Annotated in this window: 23 protein-coding genes and 1 pseudogene; 5 read left to right on the top strand and 19 right to left on the bottom strand. The window is 33.5% G+C overall.

All coding sequences use genetic code 11. The annotated features are described in order from the left end of the window. Window positions 1–19: 19 nt before the first annotated feature. From rpsN to rpsL, 18 genes are all read right to left on the bottom strand, one after another. Window positions 20–289 (bottom strand): 30S ribosomal protein S14, encoded by a 270-nt coding sequence (gene rpsN / locus OYT91_RS16620; RefSeq protein WP_116761851.1) that lies wholly within the window; start codon window positions 287–289, stop codon window positions 20–22. A gap of 3 nt (window positions 290–292) precedes the next feature. Continuing rightward, on the bottom strand, window positions 293–844 hold the full coding sequence (rplE, locus tag OYT91_RS16615; protein WP_077377755.1) for a 50S ribosomal protein L5: 552 nt from the start codon (window positions 842–844) through the stop codon (window positions 293–295). 2 nt (window positions 845–846) lie between these two features. Beyond that, a complete protein-coding gene (rplX, locus tag OYT91_RS16610; RefSeq protein ID WP_035668111.1) occupies window positions 847–1161 on the bottom strand; it encodes a 50S ribosomal protein L24 in 315 nt (104 codons plus the stop codon). Window positions 1162–1172: 11 nt separating this feature from the next. Beyond that, window positions 1173–1541: a 50S ribosomal protein L14 gene (gene rplN / locus OYT91_RS16605; RefSeq protein ID WP_007803649.1), complete on the bottom strand. Its 369-nt coding sequence runs from the start codon at window positions 1539–1541 to the stop codon at window positions 1173–1175. Window positions 1542–1543: 2 nt separating this feature from the next. Continuing rightward, window positions 1544–1804, bottom strand: coding sequence for a 30S ribosomal protein S17 (gene rpsQ, locus OYT91_RS16600; protein ID WP_026707010.1), 261 nt, complete (start codon window positions 1802–1804; stop codon window positions 1544–1546). A 12-nt stretch (window positions 1805–1816) separates the two neighbouring features. Continuing rightward, complete coding sequence (rpmC, locus tag OYT91_RS16595; protein WP_026707011.1) at window positions 1817–2008, bottom strand: 50S ribosomal protein L29; 192 nt, start codon at window positions 2006–2008, stop codon at window positions 1817–1819. A gap of 13 nt (window positions 2009–2021) precedes the next feature. Beyond that, window positions 2022–2447, bottom strand: a complete 426-nt coding sequence (gene rplP, locus OYT91_RS16590; protein ID WP_007803637.1) for a 50S ribosomal protein L16 — start codon at window positions 2445–2447, stop codon at window positions 2022–2024. 19 nt (window positions 2448–2466) lie between these two features. Then, a complete protein-coding gene (rpsC, locus tag OYT91_RS16585) occupies window positions 2467–3222 on the bottom strand; it encodes a 30S ribosomal protein S3 (protein ID WP_269223825.1) in 756 nt (251 codons plus the stop codon). A gap of 5 nt (window positions 3223–3227) precedes the next feature. Further along, window positions 3228–3641 (bottom strand): 50S ribosomal protein L22, encoded by a 414-nt coding sequence (rplV, locus tag OYT91_RS16580; protein WP_035668120.1) that lies wholly within the window; start codon window positions 3639–3641, stop codon window positions 3228–3230. Between the two features lie 6 nt (window positions 3642–3647). Then, entirely contained in the window at window positions 3648–3926 is a 279-nt protein-coding gene (gene rpsS, locus OYT91_RS16575) for a 30S ribosomal protein S19 (RefSeq protein ID WP_007136562.1), read from the bottom strand. A 6-nt stretch (window positions 3927–3932) separates the two neighbouring features. Continuing rightward, window positions 3933–4757 carry a 50S ribosomal protein L2 gene (rplB, locus tag OYT91_RS16570; protein ID WP_035668122.1) on the bottom strand — a complete coding sequence of 275 codons (825 nt, stop codon included), beginning with the start codon at window positions 4755–4757 and terminating at the stop codon, window positions 3933–3935. A 6-nt stretch (window positions 4758–4763) separates the two neighbouring features. Beyond that, window positions 4764–5054 (bottom strand): 50S ribosomal protein L23, encoded by a 291-nt coding sequence (gene rplW, locus OYT91_RS16565; protein WP_269223826.1) that lies wholly within the window; start codon window positions 5052–5054, stop codon window positions 4764–4766. 6 nt (window positions 5055–5060) lie between these two features. Next, window positions 5061–5690 carry a 50S ribosomal protein L4 gene (gene rplD, locus OYT91_RS16560; RefSeq protein WP_281238820.1) on the bottom strand — a complete coding sequence of 210 codons (630 nt, stop codon included), beginning with the start codon at window positions 5688–5690 and terminating at the stop codon, window positions 5061–5063. Next, window positions 5690–6307 (bottom strand): 50S ribosomal protein L3, encoded by a 618-nt coding sequence (gene rplC / locus OYT91_RS16555; protein WP_132065672.1) that lies wholly within the window; start codon window positions 6305–6307, stop codon window positions 5690–5692. Before rplC ends, rplD begins: the two co-directional genes overlap by 1 nt. Before the next feature lie 154 nt (window positions 6308–6461). Then, window positions 6462–6767, bottom strand: a complete 306-nt coding sequence (rpsJ, locus tag OYT91_RS16550; RefSeq protein ID WP_011963470.1) for a 30S ribosomal protein S10 — start codon at window positions 6765–6767, stop codon at window positions 6462–6464. Between the two features lie 11 nt (window positions 6768–6778). Then, window positions 6779–8935 (bottom strand): elongation factor G, encoded by a 2157-nt coding sequence (gene fusA, locus OYT91_RS16545; protein ID WP_281238819.1) that lies wholly within the window; start codon window positions 8933–8935, stop codon window positions 6779–6781. 10 nt (window positions 8936–8945) lie between these two features. Continuing rightward, window positions 8946–9422, bottom strand: a complete 477-nt coding sequence (rpsG, locus tag OYT91_RS16540; RefSeq protein WP_026707019.1) for a 30S ribosomal protein S7 — start codon at window positions 9420–9422, stop codon at window positions 8946–8948. Window positions 9423–9495: 73 nt separating this feature from the next. Next, window positions 9496–9879, bottom strand: coding sequence for a 30S ribosomal protein S12 (gene rpsL / locus OYT91_RS16535; protein ID WP_007136570.1), 384 nt, complete (start codon window positions 9877–9879; stop codon window positions 9496–9498). Between the two features lie 211 nt (window positions 9880–10090). On the opposite strand from rpsL, the gene OYT91_RS16530 reads away from it, so the two are divergent. From OYT91_RS16530 to OYT91_RS16510, 5 genes are all read left to right on the top strand, one after another. Next, window positions 10091–11851, top strand: coding sequence for a BamA/TamA family outer membrane protein (locus OYT91_RS16530; RefSeq protein WP_281238818.1), 1761 nt, complete (start codon window positions 10091–10093; stop codon window positions 11849–11851). Window positions 11852–11935: 84 nt separating this feature from the next. After that, window positions 11936–15148: a SusC/RagA family TonB-linked outer membrane protein gene (locus OYT91_RS16525; RefSeq protein ID WP_281238817.1), complete on the top strand. Its 3213-nt coding sequence runs from the start codon at window positions 11936–11938 to the stop codon at window positions 15146–15148. 11 nt (window positions 15149–15159) lie between these two features. After that, a complete protein-coding gene (locus OYT91_RS16520; protein ID WP_281238816.1) occupies window positions 15160–16590 on the top strand; it encodes a SusD/RagB family nutrient-binding outer membrane lipoprotein in 1431 nt (476 codons plus the stop codon). Between the two features lie 11 nt (window positions 16591–16601). Further along, window positions 16602–17231, top strand: a complete 630-nt coding sequence (locus OYT91_RS16515; protein WP_269223832.1) for a DUF5011 domain-containing protein — start codon at window positions 16602–16604, stop codon at window positions 17229–17231. A gap of 16 nt (window positions 17232–17247) precedes the next feature. Further along, window positions 17248–17739 carry a lipid-binding protein gene (locus tag OYT91_RS16510; protein ID WP_281238815.1) on the top strand — a complete coding sequence of 164 codons (492 nt, stop codon included), beginning with the start codon at window positions 17248–17250 and terminating at the stop codon, window positions 17737–17739. A gap of 228 nt (window positions 17740–17967) precedes the next feature. Here the strand turns inward: OYT91_RS16510 and OYT91_RS17790 are convergent. Further along, a pseudogene (locus OYT91_RS17790) lies at window positions 17968–18770 on the bottom strand (transposase). Between the last annotated feature and the right edge of the window lie 188 nt (window positions 18771–18958).

Below are 18958 nucleotides of genomic sequence, written 5' to 3'. Positions count from 1 at the left end.
CTCACGTCTGAATATTTTTCTACCAAGATGCTTTTTTAACACCTGGTATTAGTCCATTATTAGCCATTTCACGAAATGTTACACGTGAAATACCGAATTGACGCATATACCCTCTTGGTCTACCTGTCAATTTGCAACGATTGTGCAAACGTACTGGTGAAGCATTTTTCGGTAATTTCTGCAAACCTACGAAATCTCCAGCTTCTAACAAAGCTTTTCTTTTCTCAGCATACTTAACAACCGTTTTTTCTCTCTTAACCTCACGGGCTTTCATTGATTCTTTAGCCATATCTTAATTCTTTTTAAAAGGTAAACCTAATTCAGCCAACAATGACTTTGCTTCTTTGTCTGTTTTTGCAGTGGTTACAAAAGAAATGTCCATTCCAGATATTTTATTTACTTTGTCAATATCAATTTCCGGGAAAATGATTTGCTCTAAAACACCTAAATTATAATTTCCTCTACCATCAAAACCAGTTGCTTTAATACCACTGAAATCTCTAACACGTGGTAACGCCGAAGTTATAAGTCTATCTAAAAACTCATACATTCTTTCACCGCGCAAAGTAACTTTTGCTCCAATAGGCATTCCTTTTCTCAATTTGAATGACGCAACGTCTTTCTTTGAGATTGTAGATACTGCTTTTTGTCCAGTTATCTTTGTCAATTCATCAACTGCATAGTCAATCAATTTTTTATCAGATACTGCTGCACCAACTCCCTTACTCAAAACGATTTTTTCCAATTTAGGAACTTGCATTACGTTTGTGTAACCGAATTCTTCTTTAAGAGCAGAGATAACTCTACTCTTATATTCTTCTTTTAGTCTAGGTATATATGCCATTACTATAGTACTTGATTAGATTTTTTTGAAAATCTTACTTTCTTATCTCCTTCAACTCTAATACCTACTCTTGTTGTTTCCTTAGTTTTAGGATCTATTAAAGAGATGTTAGAGATTTGAATAGAAGCTTCTTTCTTTACAATACCACCTTGAGGGCTTTTTGCACTAGGTTTCGTATGTTTAGAAACCATGTTTACACCTTCAACAATTGCTTTGTTTTTCTCACGGTAAACACGTAAAACTTTACCTTCAGCTCCTTTATGGTCTCCAGCAATTACTCTTACGATGTCTCCTGATTTTATTTTTAGCTTTATCATCTTAAAACGAATTAAAGCACTTCTGGTGCTAATGATACAATTTTCATGAATTGTTTTTCACGAAGTTCTCTTGCTACCGGACCAAAAACACGAGTTCCTCTCATTTCACCTGCAGCATTCAAAAGAACACATGCATTATCATCGAAACGGATATAAGAACCATCAGCTCTTCTCACTTCTTTTTTGGTACGTACAACAACTGCAGTTGAAACAGCACCTTTTTTAACGTTTCCGTTAGGTGTTGCGTCTTTTATAGATACTACAATCTTGTCTCCAACAGAGGCATACCTTCTTTTGGTACCTCCTAAAACACGAATAGTTAAAACTTCTTTTGCTCCCGTGTTATCTGCTACTTTTAGTCTTGATTCTTGTTGTACCATAATTATTTAGCTCTTTCTAGGATTTCAACTAATCTCCAACATTTTGATTTACTCAAAGGACGCGTTTCGCTAATTCTTACAGTATCTCCAATGTTACAGTCGTTTGTTTCGTCATGTGCTACAAATTTCTTTGTTTTCAACACAAACTTACCGTATAATGGGTGTTTTACTTTTGTTACTTGAGCAACAACAATGGATTTATCCATTTTGTTTGAAGTAACAACCCCAACTCTTTCTTTTCTTAAATTTCTTTTTTCTTCCATCTTTCAGCAGAATTATTGTAATTCTCTTTTAGTAAGTTCCGTAGCTAATCTTGCAACTGTTCTTCTTACACCTCTAATTTGAAGCGGATTCTCAATTGGTGAAATAGCGTGAGCCATTTTTAGGTCGGCATATGCCTTCTTAGTCTGGCTAAGTTTTTCTTGCAACTCTGCTGCAGAAAGATCTTTTATTTCTGATTGTTTCATAATATAATATAGATTATGCTTCGAAATCTCTAGCAACAACGAATTTAGTTTTTACTGGAAGTTTTTGAGCCGCAAGACGTAACGCCTCTTTTGCAACTGACAAAGGTACTCCTCCAACTTCAAACATTATTCTTCCGGGTTTAACAACGGCAGCCCAATACTCAACTGCACCTTTACCTTTACCCATACGTACCTCAAGAGGCTTCTTAGTGATAGGTTTGTCTGGAAATATTTTGATCCATAATTGTCCTTCTCTTTTCATAAAACGAGTTGCAGCAATACGCGCAGCTTCGATTTGACGAGAGGTTAAGAACATTCCATCTTCATGTACAGATTTAATACCAAACATTCCATTAGAAAGTTCATGTCCTCTTTGAGAATTTCCTTTCATTTTACCTTTTTGTACCTTACGGTATTTTGTTCTTTTAGGCTGTAACATTTTTTTTTAGTTTAAAAATTTACTTTCGTTTACGAGCGTCTGGTTTACCACCTTTATTAAAAGGCTTTCTATCTCCTCTAGGAGAATCTCCACCTTTACCACCACCAGATTGTTTTTTATCCATTCCTGCTAGCGGAGAAAGATCTCTCTTTCCATAAACTTCACCTTTCATGATCCACACTTTAATTCCCATTCTACCATAAGTAGTGTGAGCTTCTGCAAGCGCATAATCAATATCTGCTCTGAAAGTTGATAGAGGAATTCTACCTTCTTTGAAACCTTCTGAACGAGCCATCTCAGCACCATTCAAACGTCCAGAAATCAAAACTTTGATACCTTCTGCGTTCATACGCATAGAAGCAGCAATAGCCATTTTGATTGCACGTCTGTAAGAAATTCTGCTTTCGATTTGACGACAGATGCTTGTAGCAACTAGATACGCGTCAAGTTCAGGTCTTTTTATTTCAAAGATGTTGATTTGAACCTCTTTGTCAGTAATTTTTTTAAGTTCTTCTTTCAACTTGTCTACCTCTTGTCCACCTTTTCCGATAATAATACCAGGTCTAGCAGTAGTGATAGTAACGGTTACAAGTTTTAAAGTTCTCTCAATAATCACTTTTGATACACTTGCTTTTGATAAACGAGCATGGATATACTTTCTGATTTTATGATCTTCGGCAAGTTTATCACCATAATCATTTCCACCATACCAGTTTGAGTCCCATCCTCTGATGATACCAAGTCTATTTCCAATTGGATTTGTCTTTTGTCCCATGCTGCTTAAGAATTGCTTTGTGTGTTATTGATAGCTCCTAACACGATTGTTACGTGATTTGAACGTTTTCTTATTCTGTGTGCTCTTCCTTGTGGAGCTGGACGAAGTCTTTTTAACATCATTCCACCATCTACACGGATTTCCTTAACAAATAAACCAGCTTCTTCCATATTAGCTTCAGGGTTTTTTGCTTGCCAGTTGGCAATAACAGATAAAACCAATTTCTCTAATTTTCTTGAAGCTTCTTTAGAACTAAATCTCAAGATGTTTAGTGCTCTTTCTACCTTCTGACCTCTTACCAAGTCCGCTACTAAGCGCATTTTTCTAGGTGAAGTAGGGCAGTTATTCAATTTTGCGAAAGCTAAAGACTTATTAGCCTCTTTTCTCGCATCTGCTGTTTCTCTTTTACGAACTCCCATTGCTTCTTATTTTTTACCTTTATTTTTTGCTCCAGCATGACCTCTAAAAGATCTAGTTGGTGAAAATTCTCCTAATTTGTGACCTACCATGTTTTCTGTTACGTAAACTGGTACAAATTGACGACCGTTATGAACTGCGATAGTTTGTCCAACAAAGTCTGGAGTAATCATAGAAGCTCTAGACCATGTCTTAACAACTCCTTTATTTCCACCTGCAATGTTTTCTTGAACTTTCTTGTCTAACTTATAATGAACGAAAGGTCCTTTTTTTAATGAACGTGCCATATCTTATTATTTCTTTCTACGTTCTACGATATACTTGTTACTCGGGTTTTTCTTAGAACGAGTTCTATAACCTTTAGCTGGTATTCCATTTCTTGAACGTGGATGTCCACCAGAAGAACGTCCTTCACCACCACCCATTGGGTGATCGACAGGGTTCATTGCAACAGGTCTTGTTCTAGGTCTTCTTCCTAACCATCTTGTTCTACCAGCTTTTCCTGATACAACTAATTGGTGATCTGAATTAGAAACCGCTCCAATTGTAGCCGAACAAGTTAACAAGATTAATCTTGTTTCTCCAGAAGGCATTTTAATTGTTGCATATTTTCCATCTCTTGCCATTAATTGAGCAAATGTTCCAGCAGAACGAGCGATTACAGCTCCTTGCCCTGGTCTCAATTCGATACAAGAAATAACAGTTCCAAGTGGAACTCTACTTAAAGGTAATGTATTACCAATTTCTGGTTGAGATTCTGGACCAGAAACTAATTTCTGACCAACTTTCAATCCATTTTGAGCAATAACATAAGTTTTTTCACCATCAGCATAAGCTAATAAAGCGATAAAGGCAGTACGATTTGGATCATATTCGATTGATTTCACTGTAGCTGGAATTCCTTCTTTTGTACGTTTGAAATCAATAATACGATATCTCTGCTTGTGACCACCACCCGTATAACGCATGGTCATCTTTCCTTGACTATTTCTACCTCCAGAGTTTTTTATCGGCGCTATCAAAGAGCGTTCCGGCTTATCAGTTGTAATGGCGTCATAACCATTCACAACTCTAAATCGCTGACCTGGGGTAATAGGTTTTAATTTTCTTACTGACATTTTATCTTAGATATTGTTGTAAAAATCAATTGTTTCTCCTTCTTGTACTTGTACAATTGCTTTTTTAATAGCATTTGTCTTTCCACTGATTAAACCACTTTTAGTGTATTTTGTAGTTCTGTCTGGTCTTACATTCATTGTGTTAACACTCAAAATAGTAACTCCATAAGCAGCTTCAATAGCTTTCTTAATTTGCACTTTGTTTGCTTTTTTGTTAACAACGAATCCAAAACGGTTTAAAACTTCACTTTCTTTGGTTACTTTTTCCGTTACTATAGGTTTAATTATGATGCTCATATCCTATTATTTACTTAAATTTTCTTCAATTACTTCCAAAGAACTCTCTAAAAGCACTAAATTATTAGCATGTAAAATAGCGTAAGTACTTAATTCATAGCTACTTACAACATTAGCCGCCTTTAAATTACGTGAGGACAAATATACATTTTTATTTGTATCACCCAACACGAACAGTGATTTTTTGTTTTCTAACTCTAAAGCTTTCAAAACATTAATGAAATTTTTAGTGTTTGGCGTTTCAAAATTAAAATCTTCAAGTACAATTATATTTGACTCTTTTGCTTTAATAGAGAAAGCAGATTTTCTAGCAAGACGTTTTAAGCTTTTATTCAATTTGAATGAATAACTTCTTGGTCTTGGTCCAAAAACTGTTCCACCACCTTTAAACAATGGATTCTTTGCACTACCCGCACGAGCAGTACCAGTTCCTTTTTGTTTTTTAATTTTACGAGTACTTCCCGCTACTTCAGCTCTTTCTTTAGCTTTGTGCGTTCCTTGTCTTTGATTAGCAAGATATTGCTTAACATCAAGATATACTGCGTGATTGTTTGGCTCAATTGCATATACTGAATCAGAAAGTTGAACTTTTCTTCCAGTATCTTTTCCGTTGAAATCTAATACTTTTACTTCCATTACTTCTGAATGATTACATAAGAGTTGTTACATCCAGGAACACATCCTTTTATAACAAGTAGGTTCTTTTCAGCAACTACTTTTAAAACTCTAAGGTTTTGAACTTTTACATTATCTCCTCCCATTCTTCCAGCCATACGCATTCCTTTGAATACTCTAGATGGATAAGAAGAAGCTCCTACAGAACCTGGCGCTCTTAAACGGTTATGTTGACCGTGAGTTGCTTGACCAACACCACCAAAACCGTGACGTTTTACAACCCCTTGAAAACCTTTACCTTTAGATACACCTTGTACATCTACAAATTCTCCTTCAGAAAAAATAGAAACATCAATAAGATCTCCTAATTTTTGTTCTGTTGCGAAATCTTGGAATTCAACGACTTTTTTCTTAGCTACAGTTCCCGCTTTTTTAAAGTGACCTAAAGCCGCTTTTGTGGAATGTTTCTCGTTTTTGTCATCGAAACCAAGTTGCAACGCTTCGTACCCGTCAACACCTTTGGTTCTGACTTGGGTAACAACGCATGGTCCAGCTTCGATTACTGTACAAGGAATATTCTTCCCGTTTTCGTCGAAAATACTAGTCATGCCGATTTTTCTACCAATTAACCCAGACATAAATATTAATTATTAATTATTAAATATAAATATAGAACGCAGCTTTTAAGCAAATCCTATTTTTTTAGTGGGTGCAAATGTATAACTTATTTACATACAAACCAAAAAAATATTTTTTGCTTAAAAACAGCGTTCCTTTTTACTCTTAAAGTACTTAAACTTTGATTTCAACTTCAACTCCACTTGGCAATTCAAGTTTCATTAAAGCATCAATAGTTTTAGATGAAGAAGAATAAATGTCAATTAATCTTTTATATGACATTACTTCAAATTGCTCTCTCGCTTTTTTGTTAACGTGTGGAGAACGTAGAACTGTAAAAAGTTTTTTGTGTGTAGGTAATGGAATTGGACCAGTTACAACAGCACCTGTACTTTTTACCGTTTTTACAATCTTTTCAGCAGACTTATCTACCAACATGTGATCGTAAGATTTTAATTTTATTCTGATTTTTTGACTCATTTTCTTAAAGATTATGCGTTTCCTTTTGCTTTTTTGATAACTGCTTCCGAAATATTAGAAGGTGTTTCAGCGTAGTGTGAAAATTCCATTGTTGAAGTTGCTCTACCAGAAGATAATGTTCTTAATGTAGTAACATATCCAAACATTTCTGATAAAGGCACATCAGCTTTAATAGTTTTAGCACCAGCTCTGTCTCCCATATCATTCACCTGACCTCTACGACGGTTAATATCACCAACGATATCTCCCATGTTTTCTTCTGGTGTAATCACTTCCATTTTCATGATTGGCTCAAGTATTACAGCTCCAGCAGCTTTAGCCACTTCTCTATAACCCATTCTAGCAGCTAATTCAAACGAAAGAGCATCAGAATCGACTGGGTGAAAAGATCCGTCTAACAAAGTTACTTTTAAACTATCTACTTGATATCCTGCTAAAGGACCCGTTTTCATAGCTTCACGGAAACCTTTTTCAACAGAAGGAATATACTCTTTTGGCACGTTACCACCTTTTACAGAATTCACAAACTGTAATCCAACTGGAGTTTTACCATCAACTTCATCAGCAGGCTCTAAAATAAATACGATATCACCGAATTTACCACGACCTCCAGATTGTTTCTTATAAGTTTCTCTATGTTGAGCTTTTTTAGTAAACGCTTCTTTGTATTCAACTTGAGGCTCACCTTGGTTTACTTCAACTTTAAATTCACGTCTCATCCTATCAACCAAGATATCCAAGTGAAGCTCACCCATACCAGAAATAATAGTTTGACCAGAAGCTTCATCAGTTCTAACTGTAAATGTTGGATCTTCTTCAGCTAATTTAGCCAAAGCCATACCCATTTTATCTACGTCAGCCTTAGTTTTAGGCTCAATAGCAATACCAATTACTGGCGCTGGAAATTTCATTGACTCAAGAATAATAGGGTGTTTTTCATCACACAATGTATCTCCTGTTTTAATATCTTTAAATCCAACAGCCGCTCCAATATCACCCGCCTCGATATATTCGATTGGATTTTGTTTGTTAGCATGCATTTGGTAGATACGAGAAATTCTTTCTTTGTTTCCAGAACGAGTGTTTAAGACATAAGAACCTGCATCTAAACGTCCTGAGTAAGCACGGAAGAAAGCCAAACGACCTACGAATGGGTCAGTAGCAATTTTAAAAGCTAAAGCAGCGAATGGCTCTTTAACATCTGGCTTACGCAATATTTTAGTTTGATCTTCTTCAAGCAATTCAGCATCATCTGGATGAATACCAGTAATACCTTCTTTATCCATTGGAGACGGCAAGTATTTACACACTGCATCCAACATGAATTGAACCCCTTTGTTTTTAAAAGAAGAACCAGCAATCATAGGAATGATAGCCATATCCATTACAGCAGCTCTTAAAGCAATGTTGATTTCTTCCTCTGTTATAGAGTTTTCATCTTCCATGAATTTTTCAAGCAAATTCTCATCATAATCAGCAACTGCTTCAATAAGAATTGATCTGTATTCTTTTACTTCTTCAAGCATATCTTCAGGAATAGGCACAATATCATAAGTAGCCCCTAAACCTTCTTCATGCCAAACTATAGCTTGATTCTTTACCAAATCAACAACGCCTTTAAAATCATTTTCCTCACCAATTGGCAAAGTGATTGCAACAGCATTTGATTTTAACATATCTCTTACTTGTTGACATACCATCAAAAAGTTAGATCCTTGTCTATCCATTTTATTAACAAATCCAATACGTGGTACCCTGTATTGATCTGCTAATCTCCAGTTAGTTTCTGATTGTGGCTCAACACCATCAACCGCGCTAAATAAGAAAACCAAACCATCAAGTACACGCAAAGAACGGTTTACTTCAACTGTAAAGTCAACGTGTCCCGGGGTATCGATAATATTAAAGTGATAAGGTAATGTTTCAGGTAAAATTTTACCTTGTGTAGTTGGAAAATTCCATTCACAAGTAGTAGCAGCAGAAGTAATTGTAATACCTCTTTCTTGCTCTTGTGCCATCCAGTCCATTGTTGCAGCACCATCGTGTACTTCACCAATTTTGTGTGATTTTCCAGTATAGAATAATATACGCTCTGTTGTTGTTGTTTTACCAGCATCAATGTGAGCAGCAATTCCTATATTTCTTGTATATTTAAGATCTCTAGCCATTTCTTAAGAATTAAAATCTAAAGTGAGAGAATGCTTTGTTAGCCTCTGCCATTTTGTGAGTATCCATTCTTTTCTTAACAGCTGCCCCTTCTTCTTTAGCAGCAGCTAAACATTCTGAAGCTAATCTTTGTGCCATTGATTTTTCGTTTCTTCTTCTTGAATAAAGAATCAACCATTTCATAGCCATAGATATTTTTCTGTCTGGTCTAATTTGCATTGGAATTTGAAATGTAGCTCCACCTACTCTACGACTACGTACTTCTACGTGAGGCATAACGTTTGTTAAAGCATCTTTCCAAATTTCTAATGAAGGTTTCTCTGCATCTTGCTTTTTAGCCTCTATAATGTCAATTGCATCATAAAAAACTTTAAAAGCTGTTGATTTCTTACCATCCCACATTAAGTTATTCACAAAACGTGTTACCAATTGGTCATTAAACCTTGGATCTGGTAAAAGTGGTCTTTTCTTTGCCGCTCTTTTTCTCATGTCTTTTTTTTAATAAAATTTCATACTCATCTAGGCACGATAAATCGCGTCTCTACAAGAATAACGTTTTAAATTACTTTTTTGCTTCTTTTGGGCGTTTTGCTCCGTACTTAGATCTTCTTTGCGTTCTTCCTGCTACTCCTGACGTATCAAGTGCACCACGAACGATGTGATATCTTACTCCTGGCAAATCTTTTACCCTTCCACCCCTAACTAATACTATCGAGTGCTCTTGTAAATTGTGTCCTTCTCCAGGGATGTAGGCATTCACTTCATTACCATTTGTCAAACGTACACGCGCTACTTTACGCATTGCAGAGTTTGGTTTTTTTGGTGTTGTAGTGTAAACACGCGTACAAACCCCTCTTCTTTGAGGACAAGAATCTAAAGCAACCGATTTACTCTTCTTAGTTATCTGAGTTCTTCCTGTTCTTACTAATTGTTGAATTGTTGGCATAATTAATACTAAAAATTTCTTATTATATTAAATTCCCGCTTTTTACGGGGTTGCAAATGTATAAAATATTTTTCACTCTACAAACCATATTCGATTTATTTTCAACAGAAGCAGACTATTGTCAATTAAACCAATACACTTTTATTATTTTAAATACAATACAAAAACACACTCAATTAAAAATGGTAATATTTAACAATTTTAAAAAATTATGAAATTTCAAACAAACAATAGATATTTGCACAATGACATTCATATAAATAAATCAAAATTGAAACACGAAATCATATTATGTTTAATTGCCATTTTTTATAGTTTAACTATAAAAAGTCAAGAGATACAAATAAAAATTATCGGAAATTCTATTGCAGAAACTAAAACAATAGATTCTATTGGATACACATCCAAACTCTTAAACACAAAACAAGCAAACGATGAAATCAAAACAATAACACAAAAACTAGCCACAGCAGGCTATATCTACAACAAAATATCACATATCATTAAAGAAAAAGACAGTAGTTATATCGCGAAAATATCTCTTGAAAATAAAATAAAAGAATTACATATATATATAGGTATAAAAAACGAAATAAAAATATTAGAAATATTAGATCTAAAACAAGACTCCATCTTTTTACCATATTCTCAAATAGAATCGTTTTTAAAACAAACTTCACAAAAATTAGAAAAAAAAGGTTATTCATTCGCAAAAGTAAAACTAATCAACTTTACAGAAAAAAAACAAATATTATATACCACATTAATTATAAAACCGGGAAGCAAAAGAAAATTAAAAAAAATTGAACTAAAATACAGTACACAAACCCAAAAAAATATTTTCCCAAAAGGCGCCGAAATTCAAATAAATAAAAAATACAAAGACACAATATTCAATAATGAAATCGTAGAAAACATTCATAATGATTTTGAAAAATTTGGATTTATAAATCAAACTAAATACCCTGAAATTCTTTTTTCAAAAGACAGCACTAAAGTATTTGTCTATTTAGAAAAAAGAAAAGCTAATAATTTTGATGGATATTTAGGATTCAATAATTCCGAAAATAAAAAAATAAAATTTAACGGGTTTTTAGATCTAACACTAATTAATGCAATAAAAAACGGAGAAGAATTATCAGTATACTGGAAAGAAAATGGTAATAATCAAAAAATATTCAACCTAAAGATCGAAATACCATATATCCTTAATAGTCGTTTAGGAATTAAGGGACAAATCAACATATTTAAACAAGACAGTATTTTTCAAAACACAAAAACAACAATTCAACTTGGTTATTTAATAAACTACAACAAACGAATATACTTAGGATTTGAATCAACCGAATCAAGCGATATACAAAATTCAAATACAATTAATTTAAATGATTACAACAGCACTTTTTTAACATCGAACTTTGAATTGAATAAAAATGATTTTAAGAACAACTTATTTCCAATAAAAAATTATATAAAATTGACTATAGGAACCGGAAAAAGAACAAACACACAAAACACATCTACAAAACAAAATTTTGTAAATTTTAACATAATGAATAATTTGCATCTTAATAAGAATAACTTTATATATTTTAACTTTCAAAGTTTCATATTAAAAAGCAAAACTTATTTAACAAACGAATTGTATCGTTTTGGAGGTACAAATTCAATAAGAGGATTTACAGAAAATAGTCTGCAAAGTAATTTTATGACCGGACTAATGACAGAATATCGATATTTACTTTCTCCCAAAATATACCTTAATTCAGTACTAGATTACTGTTTTTACAATGATCCAACAACCATAAAAACAGAAAACAAAAATAAGAACCTTATAGGCATTGGGCTTGGTTTTGGCATATTAACCGATAATGGCTTAATGAAATTCTCCATAACAAATGGCAAAACAAAAAAAGAAGAAATAAAATTATATAACACAAACATAACCATAAGTTATAATGTTAAATTTTAGCTTTAACAAAAAAAAGAGTTTAAGTTATTAGGATACTTAACAATTTATTATGATTTTTGCCTCACTAATTCAAAATATTTAAAAATGAAACTAAAGTTCAATGGATTCTTAGTACTTCTAGTAGTACTAATGGCGCAACTAACTTTTGCGCAAGAAAGATCTGTTTCAGGAATTGTTTCCGACAATGCAGGAATGCCATTACCAGGTGTAAGTGTATTAATAAAAGGAACAAAAACTGGAACACAATCAGATTTCGATGGTAAGTATACCATTAAAGCAGCACCAAGTGATGTATTGGTATTTAGCTATGTCGGGATGAGATCATCAGAGAAATCAGCAAGTTCAACAAATGTAAATGTAAAACTTTCAAGTGATGCAACTCAGTTAGAAAATGTAGTTGTAACAGCGTTGGGTATTAAAAAGCAAAAAAAATCGTTAGGTTACGCAACTGTAACGGTTAGCGGAAAAGATCTAACAGAGGTTATAAACACTAACGTATTCGGTTCTCTATCAGGAAAACTGGCTGGAGTTGACGTCTCCGCTCCTGCACAAGTAGGTGCTTCAACTAAAGTTGTAATTCGTGGATTTAGTAGCTTAACTGGAAACGGTCCGTTATACGTAATAGACGGAACCCCAATTAACAATAGTGGAAACGGAACGAATGGAACAACTTCGAGTAGAAGAACATTTGATGCTGGAAATGGAATAAGTGATTTAGATCCTAATAACATTGAAAGCATGACTGTACTAAAAGGAGCAGCTGCAACTGCACTTTATGGTTCTAGAGCAGCTGGAGGAGCAATTATTGTCACAACAAAAACAGCAAAACTAAACTCTGGTATAAAAGTAGAGTTTTCAACTTCAGTTGAACTAGCCGAAGTAGCCAGAGTTCCTCATTTACAATATAAATTTGGACAAGGTTGGGATGGTTTAGGCTATTCAGGACTAGCTACACATGGAGTTGCTAGTGCTGAAAATGGGTCTTGGGGACCTGCATTTAATAACGAAGTAAGACCTTGGGGAGCAATTGTAGATAATTCTCAACAATTGAAATCATATAAAGCACTTAACAACAACATTAAAGACTTTTACGATACTGGTTTCACTACTACTAATAATATAAGAGTAGCAGGAGGAAATGAAACATCTACTTTTTCACTTGGTTTTTCAAATGTCGATTCAGATGGTATTGTACCAACAGATTCAGACTCATATTTGAGAAGAAATTTAAATTTCAGCGGAGGAATTAAAGGCGATAAATTCGATGTTAAAATCAACTTTAATTATGTTAAAAAAGATCAAAAAGTAGTAAATACTGGTTCAGGAGATGATTCTGGAGAAGGTGCTACCCTAGTACAAGAACTATATCAAATCCCCTCAGACATAAGTGTTATTGACTTAAAAGACTACAAAAACAATCCATTCAATACGCCAAGTAATTACTTTTCACCATATACATCAAATCCTTACTTCTTGTTAAATGAAAATTCAACAAAAATTAAAGGAAATCGTATCTTTGGAAACACAAACTTCACATACAAAATAACTCCAAAATTGACTGCTTTGTATCAAATTGGTGGAGACTATAGAAATGAAAAGATAAAAAGCTACGGTGCAGTCGTGAGATTTGAACCAGGTTCAGCTCAAGACATTAACCACACCATTGCAACAGTAGGTGGCGTAACTGAAAGCACGACAGAAAGAACAGAATTAGATCAATATCTTAACTTTAATTATGCATCAAAAATTAATGATGATTTTAAAATTAATGTAATGCTAGGTGCCGCTTCTAATGAAAGAGCAACTGATTTCTTAGAAGGTCAAATTACCCAACTTGACTTACCTAATTATTACGAACTATCAAATTCAGCGTCAAAACCCATCCTTACTCAATCTAATAGTTTAAGAAGAAATTATGGCGTTTACACTTCCATAGAAACTTCTTACTTAGATAAAATATTTTTTACCGTTACAGGAAGAAATGACTGGAGTTCTACTTTACCTGTAAAGAATAACTCCTATTTTTACCCTTCCGCATCTTTAAGCGGTATTGTGATTGATAATAACGAGACTTTCTTAAAACTTAGAGGAGGTTGGGCAAAAGTAGCAAAAGATACGGATCCATACCAAACCGAATCAAGTTACATCCAAGCTATAGCTGGAGCGAACTTCGGAAATATCAATTTCCCAATCGGAGGAGTTAATGCATATGAATTTGCAACTACTTTAGGTAACAACGAACTAAAACCTGAAACAACAACTGAAATAGAACTAGGTTTTGAGACAAGTTTATTTTCAAAAAGAGTAAACCTAGATTTGGCATTGTACAATAAAAAAACCACTGATCTATTATATCTAAGAGATGTCGCTCCAAGTACAGGTTTTACTCGACAAACCGGAAACATATTAGACGTTACTAATAAAGGTATCGAAATAGCTTTAAACACTACACCTCTACAAACTGAAAACTTTTCTTGGAATCTAAACGGAACATTTACTAAAAATTTAAGCAACGTTGATAAAGTGTACGGTGATTCAAACACAATTGAACTTACAAACTCAAGAAACGTTACGTTTAATGCCGTTGAAGGAAGACCACTAGGAATATATATGTCAAAAACACCACAAATGGTAGGAGACAAATATATTGTAAATCCTGCAACAGGATATTATGTACCTTCAACCGAACAACAAGAAATCGGTACTTCTCAAAGAGATTTTGTTATAGGAATTCAAAACAAATTCAACTATAAAAACTTCACATTATCATTTGGATTTGATTGGAAACAAGGTGGCGAAATGTTTTCTGAAAGCAAGTATTTAGCTTACTTTACTGGAAACGGTATCGAAACAACATACAATGACAGAAACGGGTTTATATTACCCAATTCAGTAAATGAAGTTAACACTGGAGGTGTTATAACTTATGTTGAAAACACCACCGAAATCACTGCTTTCCCTGCATCTGGGACATCTAATGGTCGAGTAACACCTTTCTATAGCTCAGTAGGAAATCAAACAATAGTTAAAGATTTTATATTTGACAAAACATTCGTAAGAATGAGAGATCTTTCTTTAACTTTTAACGTACCGATGAAAATTGCGAAACAAATTGGTCTTACAAATGCTTCCATAGCAGTTTACGGAAAAAATTTATTTTTATGGACACCTGACGCCAATCCTTATTTAGATCCAGAAATCACAACCTTTGGAGATGGAGTAAAGAGTGAGTTTGGTGAATCTTACGGATCACCTTCACAAAGATCTTATGGAACTTCCATAAAATTAACCTTTTAAATAAAATGAAAATGAAAAAATTAATAATAAGTTTTTTAACATTATCACTGCTACTTACAGCTTGTGACAATAATTTAGATATAAATAGAGATCCAGATTCACTAACATCAGTTCCATTATCTTCACAACTACCTGCTGGTATTGCAGGTTTGATAGGAGCAGAAGGGTCATACTATGCACTTATAGGAGGGTTTTGGTCACAATATTGGACACAAAGCAATGTGGCAAATCAGTATAGAGATATTGATGGATATGTAATAGGAACCGAATCATATAATGCTGGTTGGAGAGATATGTACGATGCCCTAGGCGACGTAAGAGCCGTTAAAATAAATTCTGAAAAAGAATCAAACTGGAACTATTTTCTAGTTGCAACTGTTTTAGAAGCGCAAGGATCTCAAGTTTTAACAGATTTCTACGGATCAATCCCTTACAGCGAAGCAAATAACAGAAGCATATTAAATCCAAAATTTGATAAAGGTGAGGAAGTATATACAGCAATGATAAAAGATTTAGATCTTGCATTATCAAAACCATTAGCATCTTCTGTAGGTAAAGCACCAGGAGCTGATGATTTGATTTTTGCAGGCGACATGGACAATTGGATTAAATTTGCTAATACTTTGAAACTTAAAATTTTAATGAGACAAATTAACAGCTCTAACTCTGCAGTTGCAATTGCAGGAATAAAATCACTACTTACAAGCGGTGCGAAATTTTTAGATGATGATGCAGCAATGAGCTCTTTTGAAGACAATCCAAATTTAAGCAACCCTTTATATGAATCTGACAGAAGACAATTAAATACTGCAACAAATTTAAGAATGAGTAAAACCTTGTCGTCGTATTTTGATTTAAAAGCCGACACAAGAAAAGCTAAATATTACGGAGCTGGAGGCCCATTAGATCAGGGAGACTTTACAAATGCCTCAATACCTTCAACTACTATAGCAATTGTAGAATTACACCCAACAACTCCTGCTTATTTAATGTCCAGAGAAGAGAGCTTGTTTTTACAGGCTGAAGCGCAAGCAAGATACGGTAGTGGCGACAAAGCACTTTATGATGCTGCAGTATTAGAAAATTTCTCTAAATATACATTAGACGGAAGTTCTTTTATAGCAACAGGAGGCGTTTATGAATATCCTACTTCAGGAACTCTTGACGAGAAGATTGAAGCAATAATCACTCAAAAGTGGATCTCATGTTTTCCTGGAAATGGTTTTGAAGCATTTTTTGAAAAAAACAGAACAGGTTATCCTAAAACATCTGCAGTTAAACAGTCCAATCCACTATATATCCCTGGACAAATAACTTACTCCATAAACGGATCTACCGGTGGATTGTTTCCTAAAAGAATAGTATACCCTCAACGTGAGAAAAACACAAATACTAATACACCTGCTTTGTTACCAATAACAACTCCAGTTTGGTGGAACTAAAAATAGAAAAAATGAAAAAAATATTTATAGCAATGTTCTTTTTTACAAGTTTACTTTTTGTAAGTTGTGAATCTGAGGACTCGGGAAATGTGTCAACTGTTACACATTACCCAACAATTACGTTAAATGGGGAACGTACTGAAATTATATTTCAAGGCGACACCTATACTGAAAAAGGAGCTGTATCGACGGCAGGTTCAGACGTTTTGACAACTACTATAACAGGTAATGTTGACACTAACACTATTGGAGTATACAAAATAAGCTATTCTGCAAAGAATACTGATGGTTATGACGCAATCAAAACGAGAGCTGTAGTTGTTATGAGTAAAGCTCCTAGTGCAATTGATATTTCTGGAACATTTTTTAGAAATGGAAACGCTAACAATGTGACAAGAATTAGTGATAGAGTATACAAGTGTGACAATGCAACTGGCTACAATGTAGCAGCAGATAAAATCACATTAACTTTCTACAACTTAGACGATAAAAAAATATACGCCCCTTTCCAAGAAAAAACTTCAGCTTCTGGCCTAGATGCGGAAAGTAATGTTGGAAATATTATCTCTAAAGATAAATGGAACTGGGTAATTTTTGCTTCAGGCGTATTTGGTACTTCTCAAAGAAATTTTGCTAGATAATTTAAAAAAAAACAAAATGAAAATTATAAAAAAAATAAGCCTATTAATGGTTGTGTTGAGTTCAACCTTATTTACTTCATGTGATGAAGGTGGGAATCCGGATGCTGGAGGTACTACTACTCAAAAATATGCAGGCGAATGGTATATTGACGTTAGCGATGCTAGTGGTTTACTTAAAGCTCATGTTTTACATTCAACTTATAACACAGCTGCCAACGACAACACTATGTGGATTGACGATAAAGCAAACTACTATGAGTTAAAAAGTAAAATCATAACAAACCTTGAAAACGGAACATTTAGTTCTAAAGATGCCGCAAACATTATTGATAACAAGGGAACTTTTGTTACTATTACAGAAGGTAAAATCATTCATAATGGTGGTAAATCAAAAGGAGGACATGTAGTAGACTCGATCGCCTTTAAAGCTGAGTTCAGTTATGATCCGGGAACAATCATTAGTTTTAACGGAGTTAAAAGAACAGGATTTTCGGAAGACGAATACTAGATTTTCAACAAATTACTTAAAAAACCATCACTATACATAGTGATGGTTTTTTTTTACAACTTGCAATCATACATAACAAAGACGTTATTTCATCTGTTTAATATTTACTATTATTTAATAATCAGTAACTTATTTTGAATTAACTATTAATAAACAATATACATCACCAATATTCCAAAACAAATAGAACCTTAGAATATTTCATAAGAACATAATTATTAATTTAAGTTACTGGTTAATCGCTTTATTTAATTGTAATAGGAATACAAATAGCGTAGTTTTATTAGAAAGTCTTCTAATGTAACTACATTTATTGTACTTGTACATTTTCTTTAAATAGCTTATTGTTGTTTCTACTATTTTTGTTCAAGAGTATCAACCTTTCATGCATTTGACCAGCGCTGAATCTTTAATAAGATGCATTTTCTCTCTGATGCAATGTATTCGAGTCAATAATCTATATAGCCACTATCCCCATACAATGATGCTTCTAAAAGTAATTTATCAATCATTTCCCCTATTGCTTTTGCATAATCCATTTTATCTGGTGTAAAATGTAAAGCTATTGAAATTCCATCTTTTACTTTCAATAACAGCACTTTAACTCCATAAAAACAACTTCACATATTGGCGGTGTAGCATCTCAATTTTTTTCGATAACAATTTTGTAATTTGCTATGCACTTATTATTGCATATAGCAACAGGAAAAAAATCTATGATAGAATGCATTTCACAATAAAAATATTTGAAGCACTAACTTATTATCTCAAATAACTTATATAAAAGCTTGCCGACTTTATGTAAACACCTATTGAATCATCTCTTGTCAAACATATTGGGAATAAATCCATATTGCTTCATGAATTTTATTACCGAGCAATGATTACCATAAAAACTTGTTGATGGAACAATCGCTGTTAGGATAATTTCACTATCGTTAATTTATCTTATAATATCTTCTTGATGTTCAATTCTATGTAAAATATCATCTATTAAAAAAAACTGATATAATTTTGTCTTTACAAAGCATCGATTCTATTTAATTGTACGAAAACAAATTTACCAAACCCCTGTTTTGTTTTTATAACATGATAACTAGCAACTTGAATTAATTAATATTTAACAGCTAGCCTAAAAAAGCTTTAGCACAATAATATTGATTAACAATAGTGTTTTATTATATATCACGTTATTTAACACCAAAATAAACAAAATAAC

The organism is Flavobacterium praedii (assembly GCF_026810365.1).
GTDB classification, from domain to species: domain Bacteria; phylum Bacteroidota; class Bacteroidia; order Flavobacteriales; family Flavobacteriaceae; genus Flavobacterium; species Flavobacterium praedii.
Note: the sequence above shows the minus strand (reverse complement) of the source record. Positions and strands in the feature narration are given on the sequence as shown.